The 16,620-nt window shown below is 67.0% G+C and carries 14 protein-coding genes; 4 read left to right on the top strand and 10 right to left on the bottom strand.

Going from position 1 to position 16,620, the window contains the following annotated elements; genetic code table 11:
* Nucleotides 1-33: 33 nt before the first annotated feature.
* From AC5P6E_RS07115 to AC5P6E_RS07105, 3 genes are read left to right on the top strand one after another with little or no spacing between them, the layout of a single operon-like run.
* On the top strand, nt 34-1,881 hold the full coding sequence (locus AC5P6E_RS07115; RefSeq protein ID WP_029550799.1) for an amidohydrolase family protein: 1,848 nt from the start codon (nt 34-36) through the stop codon (nt 1,879-1,881).
* Complete coding sequence (locus AC5P6E_RS07110) at nt 1,860-3,143, top strand: alginate export family protein (RefSeq protein WP_019337877.1); 1,284 nt, start codon at nt 1,860-1,862, stop codon at nt 3,141-3,143. The genes AC5P6E_RS07115 and AC5P6E_RS07110 overlap by 22 nt, the downstream gene beginning before the upstream one ends.
* Nucleotides 3,137-4,783: an MFS transporter gene (locus tag AC5P6E_RS07105; RefSeq protein ID WP_019337876.1), complete on the top strand. Its 1,647-nt coding sequence runs from the start codon at nt 3,137-3,139 to the stop codon at nt 4,781-4,783. The genes AC5P6E_RS07110 and AC5P6E_RS07105 overlap by 7 nt, the downstream gene beginning before the upstream one ends.
* 122 nt (nt 4,784-4,905) lie before the next feature.
* Here AC5P6E_RS07105 and AC5P6E_RS07100 read toward each other — a convergent pair whose 3' ends face one another.
* Complete coding sequence (locus tag AC5P6E_RS07100; RefSeq protein ID WP_049480843.1) at nt 4,906-5,730, bottom strand: alpha/beta fold hydrolase; 825 nt, start codon at nt 5,728-5,730, stop codon at nt 4,906-4,908.
* Between the two features lie 186 nt (nt 5,731-5,916).
* Between AC5P6E_RS07100 and AC5P6E_RS07095 the strand changes: the two genes are divergently transcribed.
* Nucleotides 5,917-6,303: a hypothetical protein gene (locus AC5P6E_RS07095; protein ID WP_019337874.1), complete on the top strand. Its 387-nt coding sequence runs from the start codon at nt 5,917-5,919 to the stop codon at nt 6,301-6,303.
* Between the two features lie 69 nt (nt 6,304-6,372).
* Here AC5P6E_RS07095 and AC5P6E_RS07090 read toward each other — a convergent pair whose 3' ends face one another.
* From AC5P6E_RS07090 to AC5P6E_RS07050, 9 genes are all read right to left on the bottom strand, one after another.
* Complete coding sequence (locus tag AC5P6E_RS07090; RefSeq protein WP_019337873.1) at nt 6,373-7,086, bottom strand: DUF2968 domain-containing protein; 714 nt, start codon at nt 7,084-7,086, stop codon at nt 6,373-6,375.
* 99 nt (nt 7,087-7,185) lie between these two features.
* Complete coding sequence (locus AC5P6E_RS07085) at nt 7,186-9,345, bottom strand: TadG family pilus assembly protein (protein WP_010485121.1); 2,160 nt, start codon at nt 9,343-9,345, stop codon at nt 7,186-7,188.
* An 8-nt stretch (nt 9,346-9,353) separates the two neighbouring features.
* Nucleotides 9,354-9,812 carry a DUF3613 domain-containing protein gene (locus AC5P6E_RS07080; RefSeq protein ID WP_019337872.1) on the bottom strand — a complete coding sequence of 153 codons (459 nt, stop codon included), beginning with the start codon at nt 9,810-9,812 and terminating at the stop codon, nt 9,354-9,356.
* Nucleotides 9,809-10,705, bottom strand: a complete 897-nt coding sequence (locus AC5P6E_RS07075) for a tetratricopeptide repeat protein (protein ID WP_010485125.1) — start codon at nt 10,703-10,705, stop codon at nt 9,809-9,811. The genes AC5P6E_RS07080 and AC5P6E_RS07075 overlap by 4 nt, the downstream gene beginning before the upstream one ends.
* Nucleotides 10,705-11,640, bottom strand: coding sequence for a type II secretion system F family protein (locus tag AC5P6E_RS07070; protein WP_010485128.1), 936 nt, complete (start codon nt 11,638-11,640; stop codon nt 10,705-10,707). Before AC5P6E_RS07070 ends, AC5P6E_RS07075 begins: the two co-directional genes overlap by 1 nt.
* A gap of 28 nt (nt 11,641-11,668) precedes the next feature.
* Nucleotides 11,669-12,625 carry a type II secretion system F family protein gene (locus tag AC5P6E_RS07065; protein ID WP_019337871.1) on the bottom strand — a complete coding sequence of 319 codons (957 nt, stop codon included), beginning with the start codon at nt 12,623-12,625 and terminating at the stop codon, nt 11,669-11,671.
* Between the two features lie 2 nt (nt 12,626-12,627).
* Entirely contained in the window at nt 12,628-13,977 is a 1,350-nt protein-coding gene (locus tag AC5P6E_RS07060; RefSeq protein ID WP_010485132.1) for a TadA family conjugal transfer-associated ATPase, read from the bottom strand.
* Complete coding sequence (locus tag AC5P6E_RS07055) at nt 13,962-15,218, bottom strand: CpaE/TadZ family protein (RefSeq protein WP_010485134.1); 1,257 nt, start codon at nt 15,216-15,218, stop codon at nt 13,962-13,964. The genes AC5P6E_RS07060 and AC5P6E_RS07055 overlap by 16 nt, the downstream gene beginning before the upstream one ends.
* Before the next feature lie 27 nt (nt 15,219-15,245).
* Nucleotides 15,246-16,604, bottom strand: coding sequence for a type II and III secretion system protein family protein (locus AC5P6E_RS07050; RefSeq protein ID WP_010485136.1), 1,359 nt, complete (start codon nt 16,602-16,604; stop codon nt 15,246-15,248).
* Nucleotides 16,605-16,620 lie beyond the last annotated feature (16 nt).

Here is a 16,620-nt window from a genome sequence, read left to right as displayed (position 1 = left end):
GCTGCACTCGATTCCACTTCCAAGGAGCGTCGCATGAGCACGCTGGTCATCCGCAATGCCCGCATCACCACCCTCGACCCGCAGCAGCCGCATGCGCAGGCGCTGGCTGTGCAGCAAGGACGCATCGTCGCCGTCGGCAGCGATGAGGAGATCATGCGCGGCTGGGGCAATGAAGCGACCCTGATCGACGCGCAGGGCCGGCGCCTGCTACCCGGCCTCAACGACAGCCACACCCACCTGATCCGCGGTGGCCTGAACTACAACCTGGAACTGCGCTGGGACGGCCTGCGCTCGCTGGGCGACGCCCTGGACATGCTGAAGGCCCAGGTCGACCGCACGCCCGCACCGCAGTGGGTACGCGTGGTCGGTGGCTTCACTGCCGCGCAGTTCAACGAGAAGCGCCTGCCGACGCTGCAGGAGATCAATGACATCGCGCCGGATACGCCGGTGTTCCTGCTGCACCTGTACGACCGCGCGCTGCTCAACCGTGCCGCGCTGCGCGCGTGCGGCTACAGCAAGGACACGCCGGATCCGCCGGGCGGGCAGATCGTGCGTGATTCGCTGGGCAACCCGACCGGGTTGCTGCTGGCCAAACCCAATGCGTTGATCCTGTACGCCACGCTGGCCAAGGGCCCGCGCCTGCCGATCGAATACCAGGCGAACTCGACGCGCCACTTCATGCGCGAACTGAACCGGCTCGGCATCACCTCGGTGATCGACGCCGGCGGCGGCTTCCAGAATTATCCCGAGGACTACCAGGTCATCGAGCAGCTGCACCGCGATGACCAGTTGACGGTGCGCATCGCCTACAACCTGTTCACCCAGAACAAGGGCAGGGAAGTGGATGACTTCCGTGGCTGGAGCGAGATCCTGCAGCCGCGCCAGGGCGATGACCTGCTGCGCCACAACGGTGCCGGCGAGATGCTGGTGTTCTCCGCGGCTGATTTCGAGCTGTTCAACGAACCGCGACCGGAGCTGCCACCAGAACTGGAGCCGGAACTGCACAACGTGGTGAAGCTGCTGGTCGAGAAGCGTTGGCCGTTCCGCATCCACGCCACCTACGACGAGAGCATCAGCCGCATTCTCGATGTCTACGAACAGGTGAACCGTGAGGTGCCGTTCGATGGCCTGCACTGGTTCATCGACCACGCCGAGACCATCACCCCGCGCAACATCGAGCGCATCCGCGCGCTGGGTGGCGGCATCGCCGTGCAGCACCGCATGGCCTACCAAGGCGAAGCCTTCGTCGAGCGCTATGGCGTGCAGGCCGCTCGGCATACGCCGCCGGTCAAGCGCATGCTGGCCGAAGGCGTGCCGGTCGGTGCCGGTACCGACGCCACCCGCGTGGCCAGCTACAACCCATGGGTGGCGCTGTCGTGGCTGGTGACCGGGCGTACCGTCGGTGGCCTGGCCCTGTATGGCGACGAGAATCTGCTGGAGCGCGAACAGGCCCTGCGCCTGTGGACCCAGGGCAGCGCCTGGTTCTCCGGCGACGAGGCCGTGAAGGGCACGCTGAAAGCCGGCCAGCTGGCCGACTTCATCCTGCTCTCGGCCGACTTCTTCCGCGTCGACGATGCGCAGATCGCCGACATCACCAGCGTGCTGACCGTGGTCGGTGGCCGCATCGTGCATGCCGACGGCGACTACGCCGGCCTGGCACCGCAGCTGCCGCCGGCGATGCCCAGCTGGTCGCCGGTCAACAGGTTCGGTGGCTACCATGTCGGCGGTGCTGCCACCGGGTTGGCCGCCGCCCATCGCCACCATCACGGCGTGGCCTGCAGTACGCATGGCGCTCACGGTCATGCCGCGCAACATGCGGCGCCCACCGATGACCTGGCCGCCTTCTGGGGCGCGATGGGATGCTCGTGCTTCGCGTTCTGAGCCTGGCGCTGCTGGCCGTGCCATCGCTGGCGCTGGCCTGCGAGGGTGGCCATTGCACTGACGCCGGTGACGGCCAATTGCGGTGGGACGCCTCGCTGCGCCTGCGTGGCCTGTACTACGACCCGACCCGGTTCGGCATCGGTGGCAGTGAAGATGGCCACGGCCTGCTGCGCGCGCTGGCCTCGGCCACCTATGCGGAGGACAGCTGGCAGGCGAAGCTGCAGCTTGGCCTGCATGCCGAGAATGGCAAGGCAGGCGGCCCTGGCCGCACCGACCGCAGCGCGCTGGACGTGCAGCAGGCGTACTGGCGCTGGCAGCGTGGCAGCTTCCACCTGCAACTGGGCCGGCAGGAAGCCGGCTATGGCAGCTCGCGGCTGCTGTCGGTGCGCGATGGGCCGAATATCCGCCTGGCCTTCGACGGTGCGCGCCTGGGTTGGAAGGGCCGGCTCGGCGGGCTTGATCTGATGGCGCTGCGGCCGGTGGAGAACCGGCCGGGTGCCTTTGATGATCGTGGCGAACACGGTGCCCACCTGTGGGGTGCCTATGCCACCACGGCACGTGGGCAGGGCGCAGGACAGTGGGATCTGTACCTGCTGGACTACCGCCGGGAAGGCGCACGCTTCTCGGCGGGTTTCGGCACCGAGCGTCGGCAGACCGTGGGTGCGCGCTGGTTCGGCCAGTCCGGTTCACTGGACTGGAACAGTGAACTGGTGGCGCAGGGCGGTGAACTGCGCACCTCGGCAGCTACGCTCGACATCCGCGCTTGGACGCTGGCCACCGACACCGGCTGGCGCTGGACGGACCTGCCGCTGCAACCGCGGTTGGGACTGAAGGCGGACATCGCCAGTGGCGATGGCAATCTGCATGACGGCCGCCTGGGAACCTTCAATGCACTGTTCCCGAAATCGGCCTACTTCAGCGAGGCCAGCCTGCTGGCCCCGGCCAACCTGATGGACGTCCAGCCGACCCTGACCCTCCGCCTGCACGACGCGGTGACGACGGAGCTGGGCGTACAGATGGCCTGGAAGCATCGTCGCGCCGATGCGGTGTACACCACGCCGGCACCCCTGGTGGCCTTGCCCGGCACGGCCGGTGGCGCGCGCCGCATCGGTAATCAGTACAAATCCGAAACCCGCTGGCAGGCCAGCGAACACTGGCAATGGCAGCTGCAGCTGGCCTGGGTCGATGCGGGTCCTGCGCTGAAGCAGGCCGGTGGCCAGGACACGCTGTTTGCCTCGATCGTTGGAGCATGGCAATGGTGAACGCAACCGCGTCGCAACCCCCCGCACAGGCCGCAGGTGCCTGGTCCCCGCTGAAGATCAGGATGTTCCGCTCGATCTGGCTGGCGATCCTGGCCAGCAACATCGGCACCTGGGTCAACGACGTGGCCGCCGCCTGGGTGATGGCCGAACGTACCGGCTCGCCGTTGATGGTTGCCCTGGTGCAGTCGGCCACCACCGTGCCGATCGTGCTGCTGGCGCTGGCCGCCGGAACGCTGGCCGACATCGTCGATCGCCGCAAGTACCTGCTGGCGACCCAGGGCTGGATGCTGCTGGTCGCCGCGATAATGGCGACACTTACCGCGATGGACATGCTGACCCCGCAGCTGCTGGTGCTGCTGACCTTCTGCATGGGGTGCGGTGCAGCGATGGCGATGCCGGCGCAGGCCGCGATCGTGTCTGAACTGGTGCCGCAACCGATGCTGGCTTCGGCAGTGGCGCTGAACTCGATCGGCATCAACATCGCTCGCTCGATCGGCCCGGCTATCGGCGGTGTGATCGTCGCCCAGCTCGGTGCGGTCTGGGCGTTCGGCTTCAACGCCATCACCTTCGCCGCGATGCTGTTCGTGGTGTGGGGCTGGAAGCGCGACCCGAAGCAGTCGAGCCTGCCGCCGGAGGGTTTTGGCGCAGGGCTGAAGGCGGGCCTGCGTTATGCCAGCCGTGCCGGACGCCTGCAGGCCGTGCTGATCAAGTCGGTCGGCTTCTTTTTCTTTGCCGCGGCGATGAACGCGTTGCTGCCGGTGGTGGTGCGTGGGCAGATGCACGGTGGGGCCGGGCAGTACGGCATGCTGCTGGGCTGCATCGGTATCGGTGCAGTGGGCGGTGCCTTGCTGCTGCCGAAGCTGCGCGCGCAGATGGATCGCGACCTGCTGGTGCTGCTGGCCACGCTCTCACTTGCGCTGAGCCTGGTCGGGCTGGCGCTGACCCGCAGCTGGTACGTGCTGCCATTGGTGATGCTGATCAACGGTTTTGCCTGGATCACCGTGCTGTCGTCACTGCAGATTGCCGCCCAGACCGCGGTACCAGCGTGGGTACGCGCGCGTGCACTGGCGCTGTACATCATGGTGTTCTCCGCCGGCATGGCGGCCGGTGGCCTGAGCTGGGGTGCGCTGGCTCAGCGTACCTCGCCGGAGCTGGCGTTGCTGGTGGCTGCCGCAGGTGCGGTGATCGGCGGATTGCTGGTGTGGCGCGTGCGCATCGCCGGTACCGAAGACCTGAACCTGCGTCCGGCCGGGCACTGGCCGGCACCAGAGCTGTCGGTGCCGGTGTCGAACGATCGCGGCCCGGTGCTGGTCACCATCGAGTACCGTATCGACGACGCTGATCGTGCCGCGTTCCAGGCGCAGATGCGCGCGCTGGGCACGATCCGCCGCCGCGATGGTGCCGTGGTCTGGGGCGTGGTCGAGGATGTGGCCAGCCCGGGCATCCACCTGGAGTATTTCGTGACCCCGTCGTGGCTGGAGCACCTGCGCCAGCACGAGCGCATCACCGCCGACGACAAGGCGATCCAGGAAGTGCTGCGGGAACTGCATCGCGGTGAGCGCGCACCGGTGGTACGCCACTTCGTGGGTGGGCATGACCCTCTGCCTGCCGCCGCGCCGCATCACCACACCGACATCTGACCCGCAGGTGGTAGAGCCGGCCGCTGGCCGGCTGCGCGTGATCACGATGGATGATCGGGTTGCCGGCCAGCGGCCGGCACTACCGAAGGAGCGGCGGCGCCCTGGGGCGCCACCGCGGGACATCATTTGCGTGCGAACGCCAGCAGGTCGGCGTTGAACTGGTCGGCGTGGGTAACGGTCAGGCCGTGCGGCGCACCGGGGTACACCTTCAACTCGGCGTCCTTGATGATCTGCGAGGACAGCTTGGCCGAGGCATCGAACGGCACGATCTGGTCGTCATCACCGTGCACGACCAGCGCCGGCACATCGATCTTCTTCAGGTCCTCGGTGTAGTCCACTTCCGAGAACTCGTGCACGCAGTCGTACTGACCCTTGACGCCGCCGAGCATGCCCTGCAGCCAGAACGCATCACGCATGCCCTGGGTAACGGTGTTGCCGTCGCGGTTGGCGCCGAAGAACGGCGTGGTCAGGTCCTTGAAGAACTGCGAGCGGTCGCCGCCGGTGCCCTTGCGGATGCCGTCGAAGACTTCCAACGGGGTGCCGGCCGGGTTGGCTTCGGTCTTCAGCATCAGCGGCGGCACCGCGCCGACCAGCACCACCTTGGCCACGCGCTTGCTGCCGTGGCGGCCGATGTAGTGGGCCACTTCGCCGCCACCGGTGGAATGGCCGACCAGGATCGCATCCTTCAGGTCCAGTGCTTCGATCACTGCGGCCAGGTCATCGGCGTAGGTGTCCATGTCGTTGCCGTCCCAGGTCTGGCTGGAGCGGCCGTGGCTGCGACGGTCGTGAGCGATCACGCGGAAGCCGTTCTGGCCCATGAACAGCATCTGCGGGTCCCAGGCATCGGACGACAGCGGCCAGCCGTGGGCGAACACGATCGGCTGGCCGGTACCCCAATCCTTGTAGAAGATGCGGGCGCCGTCGGCGACGGTGACGAAGTTGCTCATTGCGGTTTCCTTGGCGGAAGGGAGGGAAGGCACTGGCAGTTGTGCCGGTGCCTCCGGCAGTACAGCGCAGCGCCAGGCCGGCGACTTGCACGGCTGTGCTGGATTACACCGGATGTGACGCATATCGCTCTGGCACGAAGCCGTTCCGGCATTGAGGATGGCGGTAGCCCTGCTGAGGAGCCTGCGATGTTGAATGCGTATTGGAGTCCGCTGTTGTGCCTGCTGCTGGCCGCGGGCGCGCACGCTCAGACCAACGTCTACAAATGCGTGGACGGGCCGCATCCGGTCTACCAGCAGACGCCGTGCCAGGGGCATGCGGAATGGCGCTGGGAGGTGCCGGCGGAGCCGGCCTCAACGGGTGCAACCGTGGCCAAGGCGGCGAGCCCAGCCTCAAGCCGTCCGCGTGTGGTACGGCAGGCGCGTGCGCGGGCTGCACTGATATCGATCAGCGCGGATCCTGCCGCCTGTGAGCGCGCGCGGCAGCAACGCGCAAAGGTGCTGGCCAATGGCAAGCGCATGGACTTCGTGCAGCGCCGGCAACTGGACGATGCCGTGCATGAGGCGTGCCGCTGACACGAAATGGTGCCGGAAACGACAACGGCGCCCGCAGGCGCCGTTGGACAGGATGCGAGGTGTTGGACCTCAGCGACCGTCGCTGGCAGCCGCCGGTGCCGGCGAGGGCACGCTGTCCGGCTTGGGCAGGCTCAGCTCCGGGTTGCCCTGTTCGGCCTGCAGGATCTGGATGCGGCGCTGCAGGGAATCCAACTGGCTGTTGGTGCTCTGCACGTCGCTGCTCAGGCTGACCGCCTGCTGCTGGGCCTGCTGAAGGGCGGCGCTGACCTGGGCCGACTGTGCCTGCTGCTGTTCCATTTCCTGCTGCAGGGTGCGCAGGCGTTCCTCGTTGTAGGCCACCAGGCGCTCGGTATAGCGCTTGCCGGCCTCCAGGCGGGTGGTGTCGATGTAGACCTGGGCCAGCTGCTCGGACTGCTGCGCGAAGGTGCGGTAGACACGCTCGGCGTTGTCGACGGCATCGGTCTTGATCACCCGCCAGAAATTCTTCTCCTGGAACAGGGCGACGTAGTAGGTCAGGGTGTTGGCATTGAACAGCAGGCTGGCGCCGTAATTGCCGTTGTAGGTGGTGCGCAGCTCGGTCAGCTGGCGGGCATCCATCAGCTGCTTGAGCTCGTCAACGGTGTTGCGCACCACCGGTGCGGTACGTGCGGCCGGCTCTGCGGCTGCTTCGCGGTCGCTACGGGCAGCCATCGCCGCCGGTGCCACCAGCATCATGGCCACGGCCAGCAGTGCCGCGCCGCGCGCGTGCCGGGCGAAGACCGCGCCCCCTGAAGTTTCTCGCATGTCTAGACCATCCACGGATGAGTGTGGGTTGAGATGAAGGTGGTTCCCCGCCGGGAGTCTAGCATGTGCGCGGGCGCCGCCAAGGGCGCCCGTCACGGGTCAGTAGACCAGTTGTGCGGGCGTGCACTGGATGGACTGGACATGCACATCCGTACGGCCCAGTTCCAGGCCCAGTACCTGGGCAAGCAGTGAGCGCAGCAGCGAGCCGACACTGTTGAGCAGCGGCTTCAGGACGTCCAGGGCGGGCTTCAGCAGGAAGCACAGCAGGCCCGAACAACTGACCGGGCCATTGCCGGGGGCGGTGACGCCGTCGCCGGCGAACTGGTCCAGGAAGCCGGCATCGGCGGTCTGCAGGTAGGAAGTCAGGTTGTACTTCATGCAATTGTTGTAGGTGGTGTCATCCAGGGCGCCGATCAGGCTGTTGCACTGCTTGACCAGCAGCCCACCCACAAGCGCTCCCAGGACGCCATCGAGGAGCCCCGAGCCAACCCCGGTCACTGCGTTGCGGAATCCTTGCCAGACCTTGCCGTCGACCATGCAGGTCACCAGCACACAGCTGGTCGGTACCCCCTTGGTGATGTCCCAGTTTCCCAGTGGTTTCAATCCCTGCGTACTGTCTCCGAATTCCAGCAGCTTGATGGTTGCGTCGACATCGTATCGCTTGCGACCAACGTTGGCTGCTTTCAGGTAGCGATCGGCCAACTGCGCTGCGGTCGAGCCCTGGCTCATGCCATCGTCGCGCGGATCGAGCACCCCGGACAGTACGCGCAGCAGTTCGCTGACCAGCTCGGACACGGCGGTGCCCACCTCCAGGGAGTTGACCTGGGTTGAACCGGTCGCGCCGGCGGGGAGGGTGAGGCTTTGCGTGTCGGTCAGCGTATTGACCTTGATGCTGTCATTGATCAACGGGGCGCCGAGCAGTGTCAGCATCTGTTCCTTCTGCAGGGTGTCGCCACAGACATTCTGCTTGGAAAACCGCTCGCTGTCGGCCACCTTGCCGACGCAGGCGCGCAGCACGGAGGACTCGACCTTGATCGTCGCCGTGGGAGGCGTGCTGCCACATTGCAGGCTGGTCAGGGTCGCCATTGCATTGGTCACGTCTGCATGGACCGGCAGCTTCAGGCGGATGCCCAGCAGTGAAAGTACGCCGCCTGCAACGGGGATGTTGTTGGTGTCGATGTCGAGGAAGACGCGGATCTGCGCGTTGTAGGCGCGCGAGCCAATGCCTCCGATGGCGATCGACGGCGGCTCCACCACGGCGGCTTTCGCATTGACCAGGCCCAACAGGTTGAGGTCGTTGACCGAGACCGCGCGGCCGCCATTGGCTATGCTGATGCTGGTCCCTATAAGGTCCAGCACATTGACATCGGCCTGCAGCGCGCTGGAAATCGTTCCATCCGGCGCGACCACGCGTGCGAACAAGCCGCCGCCGCTGTCATCGGAGCCGAGTTTCACCTCCAGCTGCTTGAGGTCGATGCCCTGCACGACCAGGGCATTCTCCAGCGCACTCAGGTCCACGTGGGCAACGCCCTGCTGGGTGAGCAGGTCAACGGTCGCCTGAAGGATCTTGCCCAGCTTGACCTTGCGGCCGGCCAGCAGATTGTTGAACTCGGCCACGCCCATGTTGACGTCGATTGGAATGCCCAGTGCCTGCAGCAGTCCGTTCGGGGTGATATGCGCCTGTGCAAGGCCGTCGTAGCCGAGCAGGGTGGTCTTGTCGAGGTCGGCACCCACCAGTTTCAGGACATTTCCCAGTGGCGTGTTGCCGTTGATGCGGAGCAGTTGCGAGCCGACACTGAAAACCGCCGTGGGCTCTGCACGGCGCGCCACGGCCTGGGCGGTCACGGTCGGCAGGCTGCTGTTCTGCCCGAAGAAGGGAAGCACCGCGCGGCGGGTGATGACACGAACGGCGTTGCGTTGATTCGCAGCATCGACGGCCGGGCTGAAGTGCCCCTCGGTGGCCCGGGTCACGTTCCAGTTTCCGCAACGGATTTCCAGGCTCCCAGCGAACCTGTTCTGGGTGAGTGCGCTCTGCCGCGCAGCACTGTTGTCGCTGTTGTCCGAGGTGCACAGCTCCAGGCGTTGCGCTCCAGCCAGTGCGGCCAGATCAGCGACTTTCTGCGCATCGCGCTTGGCCCAGAACAGGTAACCGATCTCGATCAGGCCCAGCATCGCCAGCAACGCCAGCATGACCAGCATCATGGTGATCGACATGCCGCCCCGTGGGCGGCTGAAACTGAACTGGCGTGGGCGTTTCATGGCCTACCTCAGCGTCCGGATGAGGATGATCCCTTGGACTTGGCGACATCGGTTTCAAAGAAGTCCGGGATCTCGTGTTCGAAGCTCTTCATGTAGCGGGCGTAGCTCAGCGTCGCCTGGTCGCCGAGGATCGGCAGGTGCTGCCCGGCCTGTTGCCCCGATGCCTGCAGGCGGAACAGGTTGCGCGTGGTATCGCCGATCTGGCTGCGGCCGGGTCGCGCGGCTGCAGCATTGCCATCGGTGATGGCCACTGCTGCGGGCGCCGCCTGCGGCACCGGTGCTGGCGGGGCCATCAGGTCCACGGTGGCCAGTGACTCGGACTGCAGCGGCTGCGACGTCGGCACAGCCGGCGTGCTGCCGCCAAGCATCTGACCGGTCAGCGGCTGTTGCTGCGCCTGCACGGCAGTGGCCGGTAACAGGCAGATCAGAACGGGCAGCAGGCGTCGGGTCAGGGGCGTCGCGGTCATGGTGTGTTCCCGTTCGGGTGGTCGGAGGTGCTGAAGCGTTCCAGCATCGAGGGCGGCAGGCGCTGCGGATCGCGTTCGTCGCGGCTGTCGCGGCGTGGTTCCGCCGCCAGTCGCGTGGCGGCGGGCGGGTTGCCGACGGCATCTCTGGCGAGAGCACGCGCAGTGGCCGGCACGGCTGCGGCAGCGGCCGATGCGGCCTGGCGTTGCTGCAGGCGGGCACGGATCTGCGCCGCCTGCTGCTGGATGCTGAGCCGGGTCTCGTCGTTGAGGTTGGCCTGCTGGGCGAGGCGTTCGGCGGTGGTGGTGTCGCCACGCAGCACCGCCCACAGCGCGAGGTTGGCAGTGGCCTTGGCATTGCCCGGCGACAGCTCCAGCGCCTTGGCCAGGGGTTCGCGCGCGCGCTCGAACTGCCCGGCGCGCAGCCGCGCATAGCCGAGGTCGCCGAGATAGCTTGTATTCAATGGCTGCAGTTCGGTCGCCCGCGCCAGTGCCTGCTCACTGCCGGCGTCGTCGTCGCGGCGCGCGGCAATCAGGCCCAGGCCATGTGCGGCCGCGGCGGCCTGGGGACCACTGGAAAGATCGCGGTACAGGGCAATCGCAGCATCGGCCTGGCCGGTCTCGCGCAGCGCGTCGGCCTGCAGCAGACGCAATGCCGGCGGATCGCCGTAGCGCTGACGGAAGGCGTCGACGTGGGCGAGCGAGGCATACCATGCGCCTTGCTGCTGCATGCGTTCGATCAGCTCCAGGTAGGCATTGCGGCTGTCCTGCGGCGCCGGTTCGGGCGCGGCCAGGCTGGGCGCGCGCAGGTACTTCGGTGTGGTCGATGCACAGCCGCTGGCGCCGGCAACGGCGGCCAGGGCAACAATCAGGCAGGAAGTGCGCAGGGCAGGCATCAGGGGGACCCCATCTTGGACATGGTAGTGGCCAGCGCGACCAGCGCCGGGCCGGCAAGGACCAGCATCAGCGCTGGCAGCAGGGTCAGCATCATCACCACGGTCATCTTCACCGAGAGCTTGCCGACCTTTTCCTTCAGCGTGTTGCGACGCTGTTCGCGCAGGCGGATGCTGAACTGTCGCAGCGGCTCCTGCACCGCGCCGCCATGGGCGTGCACCTGCAGGATCAGCTGCATCAGGCTGGTCAGGTCATCGTCTGCATAGACCTCGCTCAGCCGGCGCAGCGACTGCGCGCGCGTCCGGCCATGGGTATAGGCGACGTTGGCCTCCTGCAGCTCGCCGCCGAGGACCGGCAATGCATCGCGCAGCTTGTCGCCGAGCGTCTGCAGGCTCTGGTCCATGCTGAAGCCCACGCCCTGCAGCAGGCGTAGCAGGTCGATCAGCAGCGGCAGCTCGTTGTCGACCGCGCGCCGGCGCCGCTTCACCCAGGAGGAGAGAATGAACTTGGGCAGCAGCAGGCCAGCGGCCAAGGCGCCGATGATCACCATGATCCTGGCCAGCCCGGTGACGCTGCTGAATGTCAGCACCAGTGCCAGCACCAGCACGGCCAGCAGCAGGCGCAGGCCGAGGTAGATGGCCGTACCGCGGCGGGTGTTCCACCCGGCCAGATCCAACAGCAGCCGGTCTTCATTGGCCAGCAATGCCGCTTCCAGGCGGCCGCCGCTGAGGGCACGGCCGAAGCGTTCGAGCCAGCCCAGCGAATCGTGCCGCGCAGGTTCGGGGTCACGGGACGCCTCGCGCGGCTGCAGGGCGGTCTTCAACGTGGCCGTTGTACGCTGCTCACGATGGCTGCGTACCCAGCCGCCGATACCCAGCAGGGCGATACCTGCAGCCAGTACGAGCAAGGAGAGGGCGAACCAGGCGCTGGCGCTCATCGGTCGTCTCCGGCGGGGCGGGGGTGGTTCATAGCGATTTGGCCAGGCGATACAGCAGGAAGCCACCGACAAGCTCCATGCCCAGTGCAAGCAGCAGGATCTTGTGGCCAAGCGGATCGTGCAGCACCGGCTGGAAGAAGTCCGGGCTGGCGATCGCCATCAGCACCGCGCAGGCCGGTGGCAGCAGGCCCAGCACCCAGGCTGACATGCGCGTCTCCGAGGTCGTTGCCGCAAGCTCCTGCTGGGCCTGTTCCAGATCGCGCATGAAATCGCCCATGCGCTGCAGGATCTGGTCGGAGCGCCCGCCGATGCGCACGCTGACACCGATCACCACCGACAACACCTTCAACACATCCATGCGATAGGGATGCGAGGCCTGTGCGAGTGCACGGTCCAGCTCCATGCCACTGCGCGCAAAGCGCACCGTAGTGTCCAGCAGCCCGCGCAACGGCGCGCTGGTCTGCATCGAAGCAACCTGGAACGCGGCCTGCAGGCTGTTGCCCAGTGCCGTCAGCCGCACCAGGTTGTCGAGGAAGTCCGGCAGCTGATGCAGCAGTTGCGCACGCAGCTTCGTGGTCCGCCGCATCACCCACAGCCAGCAGCCAAGCAGGTACAGCAGCAGGGTCAGCGGAAACATCCATGCGGTGCCCAGCCGCAGCATCGCCACCACCGACAGTACCAGCCCCGGTACCAGCAGCATGATGGGAATTTTCCAGCCGGTCTGCAGCCCTGCGCGCTGCAGCAGGCCATCCAGCGGCAGCACGCGGCGCCCGGTGCTGGCGGGCCGCGCCGGATCGTTGGCAGCGGTGACGGACGGCCCGGCGGGTGCTCCGCCCGTGGCGCTTCCGCGCGAAAGCTGCTGCTCGGCGTGCCGCATTGAAACCTGGCGTTGTTCACGGCTGCTGGCCGTGCCCCACAGCCAGGCTGCCAGCGCCAGCAGCACCGCGATGATGCTCAACATGCCCAGCAGCGCGCCGGCTCCCATGTTCAGAAGTCTCCGTAGAGCGATTCGCGCAGTTGTTGGCGGAACGGCTCCAGCTTGTGTGAGTGCGGATGGAAGCCCAGCCCGACCCAGCGATCGATCTCTTTGCCGTTGCCGTCGATCTGCAGCTCGTGGCGGAACATTTCCTGGGTGGTGATCAGGTTGTCGCTGACACCGGTGATCTCGGTGATCGATACCAGCACGCGGCGCCCGCTGCCCAGGCGCGAGATCTGCACGATGAAGTCGATGGCACTGGCGATCTGCCGGCGCAGGCTGTCCTCGCTGCCCTGGAAGCCGGCAAAGCCGGCCAGCATCTCGATCCGGTACAGGCAGTCGCGCGGTGAGTTGGCGTGGATGGTGGCCATCGAGCCGTCGTGGCCGGTGTTCATTGCCTGCAGCATTTCCAGCACCTCGGCGCCGCGCACCTCGCCCACCACGATGCGATCGGGGCGCATGCGCAGGCTATTGCGGACCAGATCGCGGATGCTGACCGCACCGTGGCCTTCGGCGCCACCGATACGGCTTTCCAGGCGGACCACATGCGGGTGGTTGAGCGAGAGCTCGGCGGTGTCCTCGACGGTGATCACGCGCTCGTTCGCGGGGACGTAGCTGGCCAGGGCGTTCAGCAGCGAGGTCTTGCCGGAGCTGGTGCCGCCGGATACCAGGATGTTGCAGCGGCCCAGCACCATCGCCTTCAGCAAGGCCTGCATCGGCGCATCGAAGGTGCCCTTGGCCAGCAGTTCATCGGGGGTGAACGGGTCCTTGCGGAACTTGCGGATGGACACCATCGGTCCATCCACCGCCAGTGGCGAGATGATCGCGTTGAGACGGCCGCCGTTGGGCAGGCGCGCATCGACCATCGGATTGGAGTCATCCAGCCGGCGCCCAAGCGGGGCGAGGATGCGGCGCAGGATGCGCAGCAGATGCGTATCGTCGGTGAAGCGCTGGGTGGCCCGCTTGAGCTGGCCGCCCTGGGACACGTGCACATCCTTGAAACCGTTGATCAGGATGTCTTCGATGGACGCGTCGTGCAGCAGGTCGTCCAGCGGGCCAAAGCCGGTCAGCTCCTTGACCAGGCCGTTGGCCACCACCTGCATTTCCTCTTCGTTGATCGGGATGCGCCACTCCTGGATGAAGCCCACCGTCTGCACCTGCACCCAACGGGCGATGGTGTCGGGGGCCCAGGAATCGATGTCGATGCGCTCGTCCTCGATGCTGTTGAGCAGGTGCTCATGCGCGGCCGAGAGCACCTTCTGGTACTGCTCGGTCTGCGCGAACGGCTGGTGGCCCGGCGAGCTTTCGGGCAGCACCGGCCGGGCAACGGCATGCGGGAACGGGGTTACCTTGTCTTCCATTGCGATCCACCCAGGGCAAGGGAGAGTCTTTCCCGCAGGCCCTGCGCCTGGACCGGGCAAGCAGCCGGATCCAGGCGCGAAACCAGCGGAGCGAGGGCACGCAGGTAGGGGTCGCGCGGTGCATCCTGCAGCAGCAGGTGGCCCTGGCTGGCAGCCAGGCGCACGCGCGGTCGTTCGGGAAGCGTCGCCAGCAGGGGCACCTCGAAGCGGCGCGCGATCTGCTCCGGGCTCATGCCGCTGCTGTCATCGTGGCGGTTGATCACCAGCTGCAGGCGCTTCTCGCGTTCGCGCTGCCCGGCAAGATGCTTCAGTGCCTGGTCGAGCGACACCAGTGTGGCGATGGAGGCATCGGTGACCAGCCAGATCTCGTCGGCCTGGTCCAGCAGCAGCGGCGGCAGCTGACGCAGCGGGCAGCCACCGGCATCACACAGCACGCTGGCGAACACGGTGCGCAGGCGCTGCAGCAACGCACCCGGATCGGACGGCGGTACCGCATCGCTGCCGCTGGCGCGGTCCAGCAGCACCAGCCCGGAATCGTGACGGGCCATGGCCGTGCGGGCGAGGGTGGCATCGATGCGGCTGGCGTTGCGCAGCGCGTCTTCGTAATGGAAGCGGCTGTCCAGGTTGAGGTACAGCGCGAGGTCACCCGAAGGCTGGGCCAGCTCCATCAGCAGGCCGTCCTGAAGCAGTGCCTCGCCCTGTGCCAGCGCACGGGTCTGCTGTGCCAGCACCGAGAGATGTGCGGCCAGCGTACTGGTGCCGACCCCGGCGCGCACGCCCAGCAGCACGATCAGGCGCGCCTTGTGCGCGTGCTGCGCGGCGGCAGCCGGTCGTGGCGACAGGGCGCGACGCAGCGCGGCCTCGATACCGACGTTGTCGCTGTCCAGATCCAGCACATCACGCAGGCCCGCCCGCAATGCGATGACGACGCCTTCCACCTGGCCGGCGCTGGTGGCACCGACGGCAACCAATGCCAGATCCGGCTCTGTCTGTTGCAGTTGCTGCGCCAGCACGCTGGAGGCGGCCGCATGTTCGGGGCGGAAATCGAGCAGCACAAGGCTCTGCGGCCCACGTTGCAGATCCTGGGCGGAGGTCGGCGTACTGCTGTCCTGCCAGTGCAGGGTAGTGGTCGGCGGCAGTTTGGCCGCCAGCCGGGGCAGCAGTTCGCGATCCATTCCATACAGGACCAGGTTCATCGGCGGTCCTTGCGGATGCAGCGGCTGGGCAGTGGCATAGGGCATGGGCGTGGTATCGCAGGCATCATGGAATCAGCGTGAGAAGCCGGGCACCGGGTCCTGGCTGATCGGACCCAGCAGCCAGGCGCCCCATTCGGGCATGTGCGGCTTGGCTTCGCGGTCGCCGGGCAGTGGCAGGTCGGTGTTGCGCGCCAGCGGCTTCACCAAGCGTGGCGTGACGATGATCACCAGTTCCTTGTCCTGGCGCTTGTAGTCGAAGTTGCGGAAGAACGAGCCGATGATCGGCAGGTCACCCAGCAGCGGGATCTTGCCGACGCTGGACACCACGTTGGAACTGACCAGGCCACCGATCACGAAGCTCTCGCCATCGCCCAGCTCGACCGTGGTGTCGGCACGGCGGGTGGTGATCGAGGGAATCTGCACGCCGTTGAGCGCGATGGCGTTGCTGTAGTCCAGGTCACTGGCTTCCGGTGCGACTTTCAGGGCGATGCGGTTCGGCGCCAGTACCGTCGGTGTCACGGTCAGGCCGATGCCGAAGGGCTTGTAGGTGATCGTCGTGGTGCCCAGCCCCTGCGGTTCCAGGATCGGCAGCTCGCCGCCGGCCAGGAAACTGGCGCTCTGCCCGGACAGCGCGACCAGTGTCGGCTCGGCCAGCACGCGCGCCATGCCATTGCTCTGCAGCAGGTCGACGTCGGCATTCCACAGGCCCTTGGTCGAGCCGAATACCAGGCGGAAGGCCGAAGAAATGGGCGATTCGGCTTCGTTGCCGGAGTTGCCTTCCTTCATGCCGGGCAGGATGCCGGTGTTGCCCGGCAACTGGCCGCCCGGGCGGGCGAAGCCGTAGGCGAAGTTGCCGTTGCGGTTCTGGAAGCTGATGCCGATCTGCTTCAATGCGGTCTTGTTGAACTCGACCACCTTGACCTCGACCTGGACCACGCCGCCGCTGCTCACCGTGGATGCGTCGGCAAGCAGGCCCTCCTTGCCCAGCGCCATGGCGGCGGTCTTCTGTTCCTGCATGTGCGAGAGCACGCTGTCGGTGCTTCCCTGCAGCAGGCCCTGATTGTCCTGCTGGGTGAATACCAGCCCGTTCGCGCCGGTGTCGGCCGCACCCTGCACCGCGCTTTGTACCCGCACCTGCAGGCGCTGTGGTTCGGCCTGCTTTCGGTGCCAGAGCAGCAGCGTGGTAGTGCCAGGCGCCTTGCCGACCAGCAATGCCTGGCGCTGGCCGCGCAGCATCACGATATCGGCCACGCCCGGATCGGCAATGGCGACCCGCTCCAGATCGCCCGGCAGGGTCCAGGGACGCTGCTCACGCGCCTGCAGCACCAGGTCGTCGGCGGCCACGCTCGTCGCCGGTGCCAGCAGCACCAGCAGCAGGGCCAGCCAGCGCTGGCGGGGGGAAGGGCGTGGACTGCGGCGACGTTCGGTCATGGATGCGCTCGATGCA

It is taken from the genome of Stenotrophomonas sp. YJH_SMC_16 (genome assembly GCF_059367875.1).
Note: the sequence above shows the minus strand (reverse complement) of the source record. Positions and strands in the feature narration are given on the sequence as shown.